The following is a 16,108-nucleotide window of genomic DNA, read 5'->3' on the forward strand; positions in this document are numbered from 1 at the left end:
CGTGATCATGTTGCCCGCATTGCTCTTCGTGCTGATGCTTGTGGCGTGCTGGAGCGCCTTGGGCTGCGACGCACTGCGCGACTTCTCGTATCGCCGGCTGGAGGACCTTTGCACTCGACGCGGCGCGAGCGACCGCTTTGGCCGGATCCTGAAAATGCAGGGACCGGCACTCTTGGCGCTTGAGTTCCTGTTGACGCTTTCCACATTGGGTCTTGCGATTGTCCTGTGCAGTTGGATTGGTTGGCCAGAAGTCGGCGCGGATCAGTCCCTGAGTGGGGGAACGCTCCAATTCATTTTGCGGTATGCATTCTTTGCAGCGTTGACGTTCATCGCGGCCGACCTCTTACCCTGGACCATCGCCCGCGTAGCTTCAGAAGCGTTTCTCTGCACCTTCTGGCCCGTGATCGAAGGATTGCAGACGGTGCTGTCACCCCTGCTATGGTTCGCCAGCGTCCTCGACCGTTATGCACATCGAATGTCCGGGCGAATCGAGCTGGATCAGGATGACACCCACAAGTTCGAAGAAGAAATTCGTTCGGTCGCGGAAGAAGGTGAACGTGAAGGTGCACTCGATTCCGGCTCGAGCGCCATGATCCAGCGCGTCATGCAACTTCAAGACGAAGATGTCGGCGCCATCATGACGCCACGCACCGAGATGGATTGCGTCAGTGCCGACCTGACGCTTGAAGAAGCCCGGCAACAATTAATTGAATCGGGACACAGCCGGATCCCCGTGATCGGTGATTCGACCGACGATGTCCTGGGCGTGCTGTACGCCAAGGATCTGCTTCGCGCCCTCGAACCGACCAAGAACGGCCAGACGATTCCTGTGCTACGCGACATCATTCGCGAGCCCGTTTTCGTGCCGATTACGACCGCGATCCCCTCACTATTGGAATTAATGAAACGTCAGAAGGTTCACATTGCCATCGTTCACGATGAATACGGCGGCGTCGCCGGGCTGGTCACGATGGAAGATATCCTGGAAGAGATCGTCGGAGAAATCTCGGACGAATACGACGACGAGCAACTCGCTGATGACGTCGAAGAACTCGGTGAATCCGCTGTTGAAGTCTCTGCAAGAGTCCGCCTGGACGAACTCAATCGCCGCTTCAACTTTGGACTGCCGGAAGATGGCGAATTCGACACGATTGGCGGCTTTGTCTTCGCTCAAAAGGGAAGCATGCCCTCTCCCGGCGAATCGTTCGAATGGAATCGACTGAAGCTGACCGTCCTAAACGCCGACGCACGTGTCGTGAAACGGCTGCGGATCGACTTTGCACCGACGACCGCCCATGGCCTGGCCCTGGGACACAATGGTAAACTGAAATCGGATGGGTGACGTTTCGGTGAAGTGCCTTTACCGAGAAATCATCCACCGGCGATTCGTCAGCAAAATGTCATGCGCGAATCGAAACTTCGACTTTTGAGAGGACGACCTGGATATGGTCAAAACCGCTTCAACGATGCTGCCACTGGGAACGAAGGCTCCCTCATTCTCGCTGCCCAATATTGATGGCAAAACCGTTTCACTCGACGACTTCAAATCGGCCAAGGGGCTGGTTGTCATCTTCATGTGCAACCACTGTCCATTCGTCAAACACTTGCGAACGGGATTGGCCCAGTTCGGCAAAGACTATCTGGCCAAGGGCGTCGCCGTTGTAGGAATCAGCTCGAACGACGCGTCGGCGTATCCTGACGACGGCCCCGCGAAGATGGTCGAAGAGCACAAGTCCGCGGGATATACATTCCCGTATCTTTACGATGCCAGCCAGAAAGTCGCGATTGCTTACAAAGCCGCCTGCACACCAGACTTCTTCGTCTTCGACAGCCATCAGGCGCTTGTCTATCGTGGCCAGTTCGACGCCAGTCGCCCCAGCAACGGAAAGCCGGTGACAGGCAGCGATCTTCGCCAGGCCGTCGATCAGATGCTAGCAGGGAAGGGCCCACTGGAAGAACAGCGGCCCAGTATCGGCTGCAACATCAAATGGATTGCCGGTCACGAGCCTGAATACTTCACTGGTATGGCGGCAGTCGAGTAACGACGGACGAATCTCCTCGAGGGGAGTCTCGAGGCCAAGATCCAGGCGGTTGCTGGCGCGTAAAGCCGCACGGCAATCAGTGCCTGATTTTAGTTTTCACTCCTCGGGGCCATAAGTCCCAAGGGACAAGAGCCCAGGATTGCGATCGGTTCAATCGCAATCCTGGGCTTGGTTTTTTCACCAGTTCTGGCGTGAAGATCGTACGACGTCATTCGAGCACCAACGATCTCGCAAGCAACGTGTTGACGTCGTTTCGCCAGCAGAATTACGTATCCGACGTTCGCTCGTCTCGAATCTGGACTTGCAGCGCACCCAACATCTTCGTGATGGATGTTTCTTTCGTGTCGATTCCCAGCACGTTGTCGAGCACGAATGCTCGGGGCTCGTTGCTGGGATGAAGAATCAATCGCCCTGACCGCAGCAGCATGTACTCAAAGACATCGTCGATCTCTTTGCTGATTCGAAGATTGGGGGCCGAATAACGTTCCAGGCTGCTCAGAAATCCGTGGTGATGCAGCAGTTCATTCGGACGCACTTCCCAATAGTCAAATCGGATGTAAATGAACACGGCCAGATAGATCAGTCCCAGCATGGCGGCGAAACAGGTGTAGAACGTCGCGTTGGCCTTGGGTTCAATCTTATTGAGCATATCCGTGACGGCCGGCAACAGCGTGGGGAAATAGATCGACATCAGCAACCCACCCAGGATCAACGTCACGGCAACGAAGAACACGATCAGCGATGTCGTCCGGGGAAAATCGAACGCCAGCACCACCATATTAATGGTCATGACGAGCAGAAATGTGACGGCCGTTGTCTGATGATGAACGCTGTCGGCGCTCAAAAAGCAGGCCACGATCGCCGCGATGATCGACGCAAAGAACGTCGGATAAAGCAGAATAATCTTCGGGTACGACACGAGAATAATCGGCTTGACTTGAGGGCTCGACGACGTAACAGCAGGCTTTTGGGACACGGAAAACTCCTCGAAAAGCGTCACACGGTTTGCAGGACAGCCACGGAAGATCGTCCTCTCGGCACGAAGCGACTTGGTCTGCGAACTCTAACCGCCGGTTCTCGATCATTCCAGCAGACACGCTGAACGAGTCGGACGTCAGCCCGGATCACGGGCCGCTCGAAATGATGACTTTCACCCCTAAAAACAGGGGCTTTCTGGTCGAGTTGAGCGAAAATTCCCTGAAAATGTAGATTTTCGCAGACCAATATTACGAAAAACTCTAAAAAACATGGGTAAAAAACACCTGAGTCTTCATTGACATTGAAAAAGCCGCTGATTTAACTAACAAACCAATGAGGAACACGTTTCCTCAAAGACATTGAAGTCGCTTCCGAAATGGATTTCGCAGACAGGATTGTCGCAACCGAGGAGAGAAATGATGTCCGAGACCAAAAAGCCTTTGACCAAGACCGACGTGATCAACGCTTTGGCCGAGTCCACTGGACTCACACGCAAGGACGTGTCAAACGTGATCGCCAGCCTGACCGAGCTGATCGGCAAAGAAATCGGCAAGAAGGGACCGCAAGTGTTCAACGTTCCTGGCCTGATGAAGATCAACGTCATCACCAAGCCCGCGACGAAGGCCACTCAACGCCCAAATCCGTTCAAGCCAGGCGAAATGATGACTGTTAAGGCCAAGCCGGCTCGCAAGGTCGTCAAGATCCGTGCGCTGAAGGCTCTCAAAGATATGGCGTGATCCCTCACGTCAATAATTGATCGTCAAGACGGGCAGAGGTTTTATCCCCGCTGCCCGTCTTTTATTTTGAAACGCGGCTACTTGAGAACGCTGGTACTTGAGAACACCGTCGAACGGCATTCGAACGCACGAATCGTGCTTGAACGCTGCCGTCGATCGAACGGCCCACACCTCGGGCCCGTGATCATGCGACCTCAGACAGTGGTAGATCGTCCTCACGCGAATCACGCGATAGGCTCAAGACGATTCCAATGGCCATCAGACTCACCACCAGACTCGTCCCCCCGGCACTGATCAAAGGATGCGAGATCCCCTTGGGAGGAACCATGGCGGTCACGACAGCCACGTTCAGCATCGCTTGAGCCGTGAGCTGCGTCAGCAGCGTAAACCCCGCCAGAAACGCAAATCGGCGATGATCGAGGTGGTTCAGCATCCGTAGCCCCGTCAGATACAGGCCGCACCAGAGGGCGATCAGGCTGAGTGTTCCGATCAGCCCCAGTTCTTCTGCGATCACGGCAAACACAAAGTCGGTATTCGCTTCTGGTAGAAAGCTCAACTTTTGCCAGCCACGCCCCAGGCCAACTCCCGACAGTCCGCCCGCCCCGACGGTTACCAGTGATTGCTTCAATTGATACGGAGCCTCTTCAAAGTTCGTCCACGATTGCACGAATCCGACAATCCGCTGACGCTGATACGGCTTCATCGCCAGCGCCCCCAGAGCCGCAGGAACCGCCAGCCCCAAACCAATCAGAAAATTACGCAGCGGCCAGCCCCCTGCAAAGAGTACCAGAGCCGCGCCGCCGAGCAAAAAGACGGCGGTCCCCAAATCGGGCTCAATCAAGACCAGCGGGACCGATATAGCCACGGGAAAGACAAACGGAATCGTCCCCGTCATCCATCCCTGCAGTCGGTGTCGATGGCGATCGACCAGCCAACACATCATCAGCGGCAGAGCAATCTTGGCCAGCTCTGAAGGTTGTAGTGACACACCTGGCAGGCGAATCCAGCGCTGGGCACCTTTGACGCGAACGCCAATCCCCGGGATCAGTACCAGGACCAGCAGACTCACTGTCACCAGGAACAAGAGGGGAGCGAATCGTCGCCAAAAATCGGGGCGACGCGTCGCGGCGAACCCGGCCAAAACCAATCCTAGAGCCAAAAAGGCAAGATGACGCGAAAGGTAGATGCGTTCAAATTCCGTCGGCCAGGACGTCACGCTGGCGCTGTGAACCATCAGCAGTCCAAACCCCAGCAGCAGTGCCGCAAACGCGACGAATAGATGACGACACAGTTCCACACTCGCCCGCCTTCATTCTGGCATCCAGAAAACGGCCTCTCGTGCGAGCCATCGGCCATCGGCCGCCCGAACTTCAGGGGAAATCTTCAATCAAGAGATTTCCCCAATCATCGAAAATGAACACTCCGATGAAGCCGGTTATCGAAAAAATCAGGTTCTTCAAACCGTGGCAGGCGCACTGGCAGTCAGGTCACGACGGCAGACGATTCCTGCTCTCTCGAGAACGTCACACGGACTTGTCACACGACCACAATTCGTAATCCATACCGCCGCGGGGGAATGTCCACGCATCGTCAGGGTCGACGCGAGGAAACGCTCGCCGCTATCATTGAGTCACCGAGAATGTTCAGGGATTCCCCCGTCCAACATTATTCACAACAGGGAGCGTGCTTCATGATTCACGTCTGGTTTTGTCGCGCCTTCAGCTGCCTCATCATGATCGGCGCCTTCTCGTGTGCGGCGGCTCGCGCCGAGGAACCTGTGACCATCGAATCGAATCCCGATGGGCTGGTCGTCAAAATACAAGGCGAAGAGTTCACCGTATTCCACAACGACCCTAGTCAGGCGAAGCCCTACTTCTGGCCCGTCAAAGCAGCAGATGGAACAATCCTGACTCGTCCCATAGATCCCAACGAGAAAGATCATCCGCATCACCGCGGGATGTGGCTGTCTGTTGATGAAGTGAACGACATCAGGTTCTGGGCGGAACGCGGCAAAATTGTGAATCGGGAAGTGAAGTCCTCGTCAGGCAATCCCGCAAAGATCCACCTGCGGAATGAATGGCTCAAATCCGAAGGTGTACCGACTCTGCTGGAACAGACCACGATCTCGATCTACCCCAATCGCCTGATCACGTACGAGACCACACTCACACGGCCGACCAACCAGCTTGTTCGCTTCGATGACACGAAAGAAGGCTTCCTCGGCTTTCGAATCGCCCAGTCGATGCGCGAAAAAGAAGGGGGAACGGTCATCAATTCAGAAGGCCAGAAGACCACGGCAGAATGTTGGGGCCGACCCGCACGATGGGTCGACTACACAGGGAACGTCAATGGAAAAACGTATGGTGTGGCCATCATGGATCACCCAGCCAACTTCCGCCCCTCTCGATATCACGTCCGTGACTACGGCCTATTTTCTGTCAGCCCGTTTGGTGAAGGGGCCTACCAGAACGACAAAGGCAAAGCCAAGCCTGTCATTCTCGATGACGTGACCGCCTCGCTGCGTTTTCGGTATGGACTCTATATTCACTCAGGACCGGTCGCCGACGCGAAAGTTCCCGAGGCTTATAACCAGTTCCTGCAATCGACAAAATGAACGTCGATCCAGACTGTGATTCAACAGACGGAAGATCGAATCATGATCCTCGACGGCAAGACGGTTCTGATCACCGGCGGGCGTCGATTGGGCGCAAAGCTGGCGTTGCAACTGGCTGAACGCGGTGCAAACATCGCGTTCAGCTATCACACCAGTCGCGACGCGACCCTGAAGGTCGTCAACGAGTGCGAACGAATTGGTGTCAACTCTCAAGCGTTTCCGGCCGATTTACGGCACCCCGATGACGCGGAATCGCTGGTTGACGAAACGAAACGAACGTTCGGATCGCTCGATGTCCTGATTAATTTGACGAGCATCTATCATCCAACGCCATTCGAACAATTGCGACCGAATGACTACACTGAAATGCTGGCGTCAAATCTGACCGCTCCCTACTTCACCGCGATCGCCGCCGCACGCATGATGCAGCAGCAACCGATTGAAAACGGCCTGCAAGGCAAGATTATCCATTTCACTGACTGGGCCGTCGATCGGCCTTATCGAGACTATCTACCGTATCTCGTAGCAAAAGGTGGACTGGTCACGCTGACCAAAGCCCTCGCCGTCGAACTGGCCCCGACCATCACCGTCAATGCGATCGCGCCAGGCGCTGTCGAACCGCCACCTGGAAGTACGGCCGCTCAGCTTGAACAGATTCGAGCCTCGTCCCTCTTGAATCGACTTGGCTGTGCCGACGACGTGAATCGCGCCGTGCTCTACCTGCTTGAAGGCACCGACTTCGTGACAGGCGAAATCTTCCGCGTCGATGGCGGACGTTTTCTAGGGGAAACCACGGGCGGCCTATGACGCCGCCAAGGTGCGCGCCAAAGGCGTTGCCCGATCGCAAAGACGCCATGCTCCTTTTCGTCATCGTCAAAGGGCTCGTTTTTCAACTGTCAGAGCCAGCCAAGACAGGACTTGGCCCCTCAGACAATCGCCATTCGACGGCGCGACAACTCATTCGCAGCAATCCGCCGCCGATCACACGCCATAGAACTTGGCGGCGTTGTCATGAAACAACTTCTTCTGGAACACAAGTGACCGATCTTTCACGATCAGTTTCAGTGCGTTGACCCATTGAGCGAACGAAGCACGCAGGGTACAGACCGGCCAGTCCCCCGCGAACATCACTCGATCTTCACCGAACGCATCCAACGTGTCGTTGATGTTCGGCGCAAGATCTTCGGCCTTCCAGTCCTTGTTTGCCGTCACGACGATTCCAGACACCTTGCAAACGACATTCGGGCGGGCTGCCAATTCTTTCATACCCAGCTTCCACTTCGACCGAAGTGCATCATCTGTTGAGGTGACGCTCATGTTGCCGCAATGATCCAGGACGAATCGGGTCTTCGGACACTGATCCACAAGTTTCACCGCATCAACCACTTCCCCGGGCCGCACACACAGGTCGAAACTCTTGCCGAGTTCACCCAGTGTCTGGATGCTTTCAACAAACTTGGGTTGCAGGCAGTAACCGGGCGGCGTCGAATCACCATGCAGCACCTGACGAATGCCTCGAATGTACTTATCATTCGCAAATTTGCGAATATAGGCATCAAACCCGGGCGTTCCCGGTCGTCCGGAAATGACCGCGGCACGCATCGGATTGTCGCCGCGCTCGCAAAGCTCCGTGACATAGGCCGCTTCAGCGACCTGCTGTTCCGGTATGACGTCGACTTCCATGTAGATGGTTTTGACGACGTTCAATCCTTTTGTCGCTTCCAGGTAGTCCGACATGACAAAGCTGCGTTGCAACGGCTTCGTCTCTGGACCTTTGTGCCACGGCAGCGTGAACTTCGTCAGATCCCACAGGTGCTGATGCGTATCAATGATGGGGAGTTGATCTGGCATAGGTTGATCCTGAGCAGTGACAGCCGATACGAGTCCCGAGGCCAAGGTCGCGGCCGTCGCTTGTGTGGCTACCGTTGTCAGAAAATTTCGACGCGAAACGAATTCGTTCATGAAGCGATTCCTGAAGTGTGGTAAACCCGCTTGAAGTCTCGTTCGATCAGTAAAAGAAACAGACGAGATCCGACTTTTCCCGCAGGCAGGTTTCGAGCCACTCCCGGACCTGCTCGGCGGCACTTCGAATCTCTTCCACCTCGGAATGCGTGATCGCCGCCAGTCGCTCGTCGGTCAACGCCTCGAGCGCCGCGGGGATTTCGGCCCGATTGACATAGCCGATATAAGGAAAATCGTCGATGTCTGGAATGTCGACGGGCGAACCGCGATAGATCAGGTGTCCGAAGATCGAGAAGGTTTCAATCGGTACCCCGACTTCCAGCAGTGCGTCATTCACCGTCTCTGCCCAAGTCATCGGCACGCTCGCCCAGCAATCATTGGGCAAGAAATTGCCATAGAAGGAACAAAGCATTTCCAAAGCGTAGCCGTACTTGGCTCCTTCATAGTCCCAACGTTCTTCGTCCATAATCAGGTGGCGCAGCGCCGCATCCAGCGCCAGCTCAGGATCGAATTCGTCGTCCTCGTTCGCTTCTTCGACTTCTTCGCGATCTTCCAGAAGTTCATCTTCGAACTCTTCACGAAGCTCAAGCAATAACGATTTGCTTCGTGAGCCAACAACCTTCTGAATCTGGGGCAAGCTCACCGCAAATGGCGTCACGCCGTGACTCATGTCGAACCTTTCACAGCAATGGAAGATCGACCGGCAACCCGCTGGCGGCACTACGTGCCACCGCTTCGGTGAACTCCATATATTGCACACCGCTCGGGAACGTGGTCCTGGTCACAGGCTCTTCCCCACGAATGGCACCGATAAATTCTGCTTCGACGCGCCAGCCGCCAATCTTATTCGCGGGGGCAACCAGCTCACGCAACTGCGCATCACCCACGCGTCCGATCAGGATTCGTTCCTGTGCACCAAACAACACCTTCACGGTGCCTGAACTGCCGTAGAGATGAATCTGCTTGCCGGGACCATGCAGATCGATTCCACTGAAGTGATAGACCCCTCGCGCTCCCCCCGGCAACTGAGTCAGCACCTGAACGCTGTCGGGGACGGTCACCTGGCGATTTCCGGGTCCATTCGGATTGGGCCGCACGGGCTCGAACGTTTGTGTTTGGGCAAACACGCGTATCGGTGCGGGAACCCATCGCAAAAGCGTCTCGTGCATGATTCCCAGGCTCAGCACATTGAAGCCGCTGATTTCCGCATCTTGACGCCAATGCAGAAAACGCGAGTAATCATGGAACTGGTCATCGGCACCGATGACGACCAGTTCGCGCAGCTCGCCAATGAAGCGATCGCGCATCAGTTGCAGCATCTCGGCATCGCATGGCAGACCAAACGGGCTGGGAACGACCATCGCAATCCGGTCTGGATGAGCGTCGGCAACAGCCTGCATCTGACGAGCTTCAGCCACATTGCGGGCCATGCGCGCTTCGCACAGCACATGCTTACCTGCTTCCAGGGCAGCACAGGTGATCGCGCAGTGCATGTTCGGCCAGGTGCCGATCACCACCGCGTCGATACCTGGATCGGTGACCAATGCCTGCCATGTGGCGAATTGTTTGGGAATTCCGAGTTCCGTTGCAGCGCGTGCGGTGGACTCAGGAGTCCGATTGACGACTCCCGCCACGCTCACACCAGGAACGGCTCGCAAACCGGGAATATGATGACGTCGCGTGTTGTCACCCGCGCCAACCACGCCAACCCGAATGGAAGAAGAACTACTGGCCGCCATGCGCTCTATTGCCCCACATAATGCGAGTCTGAGTGAGAATGCCCCTTGCGAACAAAATCGAACGAGGGAAAGGCGATTATTCTAACGGCGAACCATTTCCTCCGCCATAAGCGGAGACTTGCGCACGCCGCAAGATCTGAGACACACCTACCGATCGACTTCGATCTTCTGAGTACCCAGGAACTGACGGATATGCCATCCTAAGCGTCCAAATGATTCATAATCACGCGAATTCAATGAATTCCGCTCACTAATCGAACGGTTACCAGAGTCGCATCGGAAACGAGGTCGGGGATCGCTCGCGTCGAGACAGTCAACACCGCCAGCCCGGCACAGGCACGAATGGCAAGTTGCGATGAGTTCGCCGGCGATGAAACGCCGCGATTGGCAAAAGCCAACGTCAGATCCACTAGAATCATGGTCGCGATCACCGGCAATGCCACCCGAATCGCAAATTGCAGCGAGAACTGAACCACCCCCCCGAGCAGTTCGATCGCTGATAGCGACCCCCAACTGCATCCCGCCGGGATTGTTCGAAACGATTGAATCAGACACCCCAGAATCTGTTCACCGCCGCCGATCGGCTCAATCAAGAGAAAAGTCGCGATCCCCAGCAACTGAATCAGTGTTCCTCCAGCCGATTCTCCCGATGACCATTCTGGATTGTAGATCGCCCCCATTCCCAATCCGCTATGCCGATCCAGCAGTTCCCCCGCCAGCCGAAGTCCGGCCATGATCGTCAGGATGCCGATCCCAAACAGCGTGCCAAGTCCCACTTCGCTGGCGATCAAACAAAGCATCCCCGTCGCCGTCGCCAGACTTCCTTCCATGGAAGCCGAGAACGCCGTCAATTCGACCTCGGCAATGACAGTCCACGACGTCACCAATAACGGGGCGATCAACAGCGCGAGAATCACGACGATCCCCAGGCGCACCGTCCAGGGAATTGAGCTTGGCATCAGTTGCGGCGCCACAATGAATGCACCCGCCAGCCGACTCGCCACCAGCACAAACATCAACGCCTGCTCTGCACCGCCAAGAGCCGCATACTGCAAGAGCAACCGCCCCCAGGGATCAGCGAGCAGTTGGGTGATCAGTTCGTTCATCGCATTCGACAGCCGAAAGAGGGATCAAAAGAGATCCGGTGACTCGTGTTGCAAAACAAGGTTCGTTGCAAACGTCGAACGCAATCTCACGAATTGCAACTCGAACCGTTGGACGACCGGACGCTAGATCGAACCGGGAATCCCACGAATCAAGTCCGTCGCGTATTCCGTCAGCCGACTGATTCCCCACGGCAACAGAAACAGGATGACGAGTGACATGACGACGAATTTGGGAATGAATGCCAGCGTTTGATCGTGCATCTGAGTGGCGGCCTGCAACATTCCCACGATCAGGCTTGTCGACAAGGCCGCTAGCAATATGGGGCCACCGACAATCAACGCCAGCGTCAGGGCCGTTTGGCATAACTCCGCGGCAAGTTCGGCGGTCATCTTTTAAACCAATCTCGTTTGAAAACTCATCCTAAAACAGAAGCCAGAATCGGCGATCTGGGTATGGGAACACGCAATTCGTTCGGCTCGCTCTGCACTGTGAAATCCGCGGTCGATCACGCGACCCGCACACTTTCAAGCAACATTCCCACCGTCAGAAACCAACCATCGATCAGGACAAACAGCAACAATTTAAACGGCATCGAAATTGTGGAAGGGGGCATCATTGTCAGTCCCAGACTGGTCAAGATTGTGGCCACCACCAGATCAATCACCAGAAACGGCAGAAACAATTGAAAGCCGATCAGAAACCCCACCTTTAATTCGCTCAACAGATACGCCGGAGCCAGGACCGTAAACGGAACATCGTCGTAGCTTTCGGGCGGACTGGAATCGCGATTCGATCGCGATTCGCTGTCGACGGGGTCGGGTGATTGTTGATAGTCCAACAGCATCCAGACCGCATCGGCATTGCCAGCCATGTCAATCTGTTCGCTCATGAAACCTCGAACAGGTTTCAATGCACGATGAATCGCTGTCGTCTCATCGATCACGACCTCGCCCGGCGCGGGATTCGTATAAGGTCGGATTCCTTCCTGGTAGCTGCGTTGCCAGATGGGCGACATCACGAGAAACGTCAGAAACAAGCAGATCGCCGACAGCACGTGACTCGGCAGCCCATGCTGCGTTCCCAAGGCTTGACGCAAGAGCCCCAGCACAACGATGAAACGCACAAAGCACGTCGTCATCATCAGGATCGAAGGAGCCAGACTGAAAACCGACATTAGCGCAACAAGCTTCAGAGACGCGCCCAATTGTTGGGGCGAGATCCCCGAGGTTGAATCACTGGACTCGCCAGTCTGCATTTCCAGCGATGCCGGCTGAATTTTAGGAACACGGCTCTCTGGAATCGCTTTCGGTTGCTCGCGTAGCCGCGTCGTGACACTGCCGGGACGAGCGGGCTGGGCATGAGACACCTGCGTCGATAGGAAGATCAGTCCCAGACCCAACAGGATCGTCAACACGCGCGGCGCGCTCGGAATCGATCGGGACGACATCGCGCGTGACACGGTTTTGGTGGCGACGCTTGCCAGCGTCTCCGATTTAGATTCCTGATCGCATGCACGGATCAGCCGCTCGACTTCGACCGGGTCGTCGATTTCACTGAGTGTCCTGACGCCATCGCCGCCGACGCCAAGCAGCAGGACGCGCGATCCTAGTCTGACCAGATGAACAGACGCACGCGGTTCGAGAGTTCGGCGGCCCAAGACTTCAAGGGCCTCGTCGGGCAGTTGTTGTGGGCCGCGAAATCCATTGCGTTTCATCCAGCGCCCCGCAACAAACAGGGCTCCGACGATCAGACTTAATGAAACGGCCGTGCTGATCAGACTGTTTGAGGCGGAGATCGATTTGCTTTTTCCTGATGTCTCTGACGGCCCGTTGACTCGCGCGGGAAGTGGCAGCGCGCGCGGCGTCTCACGCGATCGGAATCGGGAGTCGTCTTGCGCCGAAACGGACGCGATCCCGATCAATCCGACTGCGAGGGGAAACATCAGCATGAACAGTCGCCGCTTCCCTGGTGCGAACTGCTCACGTGGGAACTCAGTCATCACAATTCCATTCACTCCCGAACGTCCGGCAAAATCTGCCGAACATTCAGCGAGTGAAATACCTGCGATCGGCATTTACGACAAGATCAGGTTGCAAACCCATCGCCGGAGATCGCTTTCACGAGCATCAGAAGGTCGTCGAGGTCAAAAACCATCGCTGATCATCTCACTTCCCTTGTAAGAGAAAATTGCAGAGAAGGTCACATTGTTCATCGACTGCGACAGAAATCGCACAGAACCATCGCAGAACAGAAAATGTGCTCCCCCCGTGTGATAGCTGTGGAAGTCCTGGTGTCCGACGTCACATCCTAAAAGCCCGAGCGTCCCGTTTGCTGATGTCATTTGAGTCGCGGTCACCACGCACGAGCTCCATGTCGACGTGCGTGCAAAACTGAGATTCAGTCCCGCGCTCTGATCCATAACATTCTTATGGCTGGCCCACGTGCCGAAAATCGCGTTGGGCGCTTCGCCGACCAACGTCGTGTAGCCCGTGCCATCGACCATATCCCGCAACCCCAGCGTCAACGACAGGAACGACGCATTCGGTTGAAGCATCATGGTGCCGCGCGGGTTTCCTGAAAGATCACCGAGAGTCGAGTAGTTGTTCTGACAGTTCGTGGCTGGGTAACAGCGTACACCGCGTTCGCCCCAGTTGCCGGAGTAGTCTGAGCGAGCGTACTGCGGTTGCGAGTTGACGGCGTCGCCATTCGCCCTGAGAAGGGGAAGGTTTACCGACGGGCACAGAAACACGGACAGCATCGTTTGGGCTAGCTTCTGATTGTTGGGCTGTAAATACCACTGATTGAAGTCCCACTGCTGATACAGGTTTGACTGATCGAGATGCGGAAGGAGTGCGATGCCCCAACTGACGACGCGACACGCCTTGGCATTGGCGGTTTCATAAAGCGCCGATGACGCGAGACTTCCCCCGTAACCTCCCTTGGGGAAGCAGTTGAAGATTTCATGATACGAATGAAATGCAATCCCCATCTGCTTCAAATTGTTTTTGCACTGCGTCCGCCTTGCCGCTTCACGGGCCTGCTGCACAGCTGGCAACAGCATCGCCACCAGCACAGAAATGATGGCAATCACGACCAGCAGTTCCACCAGCGTAAAACCGTTGGACGTACCTGCAACATATCGCGGCCGTGTATCACGTTGAACGCCTCGACGATCTAAAGCTTCTCGAACCTCTGTCCTTTTTTCGTTGGCATGACTTTGGTGGAATTCAATCGAACACATCTCGCGCATCTCCTGTTCGTACCCTCCGGTACGAATTGACGACCATGCGGGACCTTCGAGAGAGAAGGGAAGATCGAGAGATTCGGGGGCAACGAGCAGAGATGTGTAGAGGCACGCGCGCGGACAAACGACTTGCCAGCGCTCCCCTGGGCACACATCTCATCAAAGTTGATGCGCATTCCTCGACCGACCTTTCCCTAGAAGGTCCGGCAATTGAGGATTCGGCGTGACGACACGTAGTCGCCCTGACAAAGAAAACCGAATCACTCAGCCGCTGGCAGGTCTTCGGACTCGCGGACATCCAGCACGTCCAATCGGACATCCTGCTTTCTACTGGCCATCGCTTCCCAACTCCGTGGAGTCAGTGCTTGATGATGGCGGTCGTTTCCGCTTACCGCTGCGGGGCAGTCCCGGACTCACACCGGGTTCCCTCTTCGTGCTCCAATCTCTTGGAAGCAACCAGCAACGCGGGGGATTAAAGCGAAGCTCTTGCGGAAAATCCACCCGCTTGGACAACACACCAATCAAATACGATGAAACGGGGCCTCGAACTATTCCCAATTCAAAGTCGACGCGCTTTGATACTCAGTCACGCGAGTTTCGAAGAAATTCTTCTCTTTCGAAAGATCAATCGTCTCGCTCATCCAGGGAAACGGATTCGACGATCCATACTGTGTGGGAAGGCCAATTCGTTCGAGACGACGATCGGCGATGAACTGGACATAATCTCGAAACAATTCGGCGTTCAATCCCAGAATGCCGCGCGGCAAAACATCGCGGGCGTATTCAATCTCCAGCTCGACGGCATGCTTGACGCGTTCGATCATTGCCTGCTGAAACTCGTCGGTCCAAAGCTCGGGATTCTCGCTACGGATGCCGTTGATCAGGTCGATCCCAAAGTTCAGATGAATTGTTTCATCGCGAAGGATGTACTGAAACTGCTCGCCGATGCCAGTCATTAAATTGCGACGATGAAACGACAAGACCATCACGAATCCAGTGTAGAAGAAGATCCCCTCCATGATCAGGAAGTAGCCGATCAGATTCTTGAGAAAGGTCTGCGCGCCCTCGAAGGTGTCCGTCGAAAAGCCCTCATCAAGAATCTCGGCGGTGAGTTCCATCTCCAGTGCGTCCTTGCGGGCGATCGCAGGAACCTCGTGGTACATATTGAAGACTTCCCCTTCGTTGAGCCCCAGGCTCTCGACGATATAGAGGAATGTATGCGAGTGAACGGCCTCTTCGAATGCCTGTCGCAGTAAATACTGCCGGCATTCGGCATTGGTCACATGCCGGAAGATGGCAAGGACCAGGTTGTTACCGACCAGACTTTCGGCGGTCGCGAAGAAGCCCAAATTTCGCAGAATCACTCGACGTTCATCGTCGCTTAGCTTACTCGACTTCCAGGTTTCAATATCCTTGTGCATGGGCACTTCTGTCGGCATCCATTGATTCGCACAGCCGTTGAGATAGTGTTCCCAGGCCCACTGGTACTTTAGTGGCATCAATTGATTGACATCGACCTGATGGCAATTGATCAGTCGCTTCTCTCGAGCACTCACTCGCCCCGAGACAACACGAGGTTCATTCGAATCAGTCGCTTCGGACATCACAGCAGTATTCATCTTGGCCAAATTCCTTGGAAGCAGACGCACCGGTTGCGTCGTATTTGAAATGATTGTCTTTAGAAT

General features: G+C 55.4%; 15 protein-coding genes and 1 riboswitch. Of the genes, 5 read left to right on the forward strand and 10 right to left on the reverse strand.

The annotated features are described in order from the left end of the window. Positions 1 to 7 precede the first annotated feature (7 nt). Both OSO_RS0126530 and OSO_RS0126535 read left to right on the forward strand, forming a co-directional pair. Positions 8 to 1,342, forward strand: coding sequence for a hemolysin family protein (locus OSO_RS0126530; RefSeq protein WP_010586049.1), 1,335 nt, complete (start codon positions 8 to 10; stop codon positions 1,340 to 1,342). A 103-nt stretch (positions 1,343 to 1,445) separates the two neighbouring features. Beyond that, positions 1,446 to 2,042 carry a thioredoxin family protein gene (locus OSO_RS0126535; RefSeq protein ID WP_010586050.1) on the forward strand — a complete coding sequence of 199 codons (597 nt, stop codon included), beginning with the start codon at positions 1,446 to 1,448 and terminating at the stop codon, positions 2,040 to 2,042. Positions 2,043 to 2,307: 265 nt separating this feature from the next. Here OSO_RS0126535 and OSO_RS0126540 read toward each other — a convergent pair whose 3' ends face one another. Then, a complete protein-coding gene (locus OSO_RS0126540; protein ID WP_010586051.1) occupies positions 2,308 to 3,018 on the reverse strand; it encodes a hypothetical protein in 711 nt (236 codons plus the stop codon). A gap of 421 nt (positions 3,019 to 3,439) precedes the next feature. On the opposite strand from OSO_RS0126540, the gene OSO_RS0126545 reads away from it, so the two are divergent. Next, positions 3,440 to 3,757: an HU family DNA-binding protein gene (locus OSO_RS0126545; RefSeq protein ID WP_010586052.1), complete on the forward strand. Its 318-nt coding sequence runs from the start codon at positions 3,440 to 3,442 to the stop codon at positions 3,755 to 3,757. A gap of 184 nt (positions 3,758 to 3,941) precedes the next feature. On the opposite strand, the gene OSO_RS0126550 is transcribed toward OSO_RS0126545, so the two are convergent. Further along, positions 3,942 to 5,054, reverse strand: coding sequence for an FtsW/RodA/SpoVE family cell cycle protein (locus tag OSO_RS0126550; RefSeq protein ID WP_010586053.1), 1,113 nt, complete (start codon positions 5,052 to 5,054; stop codon positions 3,942 to 3,944). Between the two features lie 393 nt (positions 5,055 to 5,447). On the opposite strand from OSO_RS0126550, the gene OSO_RS0126560 reads away from it, so the two are divergent. Both OSO_RS0126560 and OSO_RS0126565 read left to right on the forward strand, forming a co-directional pair. Further along, a complete protein-coding gene (locus tag OSO_RS0126560; RefSeq protein WP_010586055.1) occupies positions 5,448 to 6,371 on the forward strand; it encodes a DUF6807 domain-containing protein in 924 nt (307 codons plus the stop codon). Between the two features lie 15 nt (positions 6,372 to 6,386). After that, positions 6,387 to 7,178: an SDR family oxidoreductase gene (locus tag OSO_RS0126565; RefSeq protein ID WP_010586056.1), complete on the forward strand. Its 792-nt coding sequence runs from the start codon at positions 6,387 to 6,389 to the stop codon at positions 7,176 to 7,178. 174 nt (positions 7,179 to 7,352) lie between these two features. On the opposite strand, the gene OSO_RS0126570 is transcribed toward OSO_RS0126565, so the two are convergent. The 8 genes from OSO_RS0126570 to OSO_RS0126605 all read right to left on the reverse strand — a co-directional run bounded on the left by OSO_RS0126570 (position 7,353) and on the right by OSO_RS0126605 (position 16,042). Then, a complete protein-coding gene (locus OSO_RS0126570; RefSeq protein WP_010586057.1) occupies positions 7,353 to 8,333 on the reverse strand; it encodes an amidohydrolase family protein in 981 nt (326 codons plus the stop codon). A gap of 46 nt (positions 8,334 to 8,379) precedes the next feature. Beyond that, positions 8,380 to 9,003, reverse strand: a complete 624-nt coding sequence (locus OSO_RS0126575) for a DUF7691 family protein (RefSeq protein ID WP_010586058.1) — start codon at positions 9,001 to 9,003, stop codon at positions 8,380 to 8,382. 10 nt (positions 9,004 to 9,013) lie between these two features. Further along, positions 9,014 to 10,072, reverse strand: a complete 1,059-nt coding sequence (locus OSO_RS0126580; RefSeq protein WP_010586059.1) for a Gfo/Idh/MocA family protein — start codon at positions 10,070 to 10,072, stop codon at positions 9,014 to 9,016. 233 nt (positions 10,073 to 10,305) lie between these two features. After that, the gene (locus tag OSO_RS0126585) at positions 10,306 to 11,178 is read right to left on the reverse strand and encodes a flagellar biosynthetic protein FliR (RefSeq protein WP_010586060.1); all 873 of its coding nucleotides are present in this window, start codon (positions 11,176 to 11,178) and stop codon (positions 10,306 to 10,308) included. A gap of 123 nt (positions 11,179 to 11,301) precedes the next feature. Beyond that, positions 11,302 to 11,568 (reverse strand): flagellar biosynthetic protein FliQ, encoded by a 267-nt coding sequence (locus tag OSO_RS0126590; RefSeq protein WP_010586061.1) that lies wholly within the window; start codon positions 11,566 to 11,568, stop codon positions 11,302 to 11,304. Positions 11,569 to 11,684: 116 nt separating this feature from the next. Beyond that, positions 11,685 to 13,178, reverse strand: a complete 1,494-nt coding sequence (locus OSO_RS50065; protein WP_162130564.1) for a flagellar biosynthetic protein FliO — start codon at positions 13,176 to 13,178, stop codon at positions 11,685 to 11,687. A 144-nt stretch (positions 13,179 to 13,322) separates the two neighbouring features. Beyond that, entirely contained in the window at positions 13,323 to 14,420 is a 1,098-nt protein-coding gene (locus OSO_RS45235) for a DUF1559 family PulG-like putative transporter (RefSeq protein WP_010586063.1), read from the reverse strand. A gap of 259 nt (positions 14,421 to 14,679) precedes the next feature. Then, a riboswitch (cobalamin riboswitch) is annotated at positions 14,680 to 14,899 on the reverse strand. Between the two features lie 72 nt (positions 14,900 to 14,971). Beyond that, positions 14,972 to 16,042: a ribonucleotide-diphosphate reductase subunit beta gene (locus OSO_RS0126605; protein WP_010586064.1), complete on the reverse strand. Its 1,071-nt coding sequence runs from the start codon at positions 16,040 to 16,042 to the stop codon at positions 14,972 to 14,974. Positions 16,043 to 16,108: the final 66 nt, after the last annotated feature.

It is taken from the genome of Schlesneria paludicola DSM 18645, assembly GCF_000255655.1.
Lineage (GTDB): Bacteria > Planctomycetota > Planctomycetia > Planctomycetales > Planctomycetaceae > Schlesneria > Schlesneria paludicola.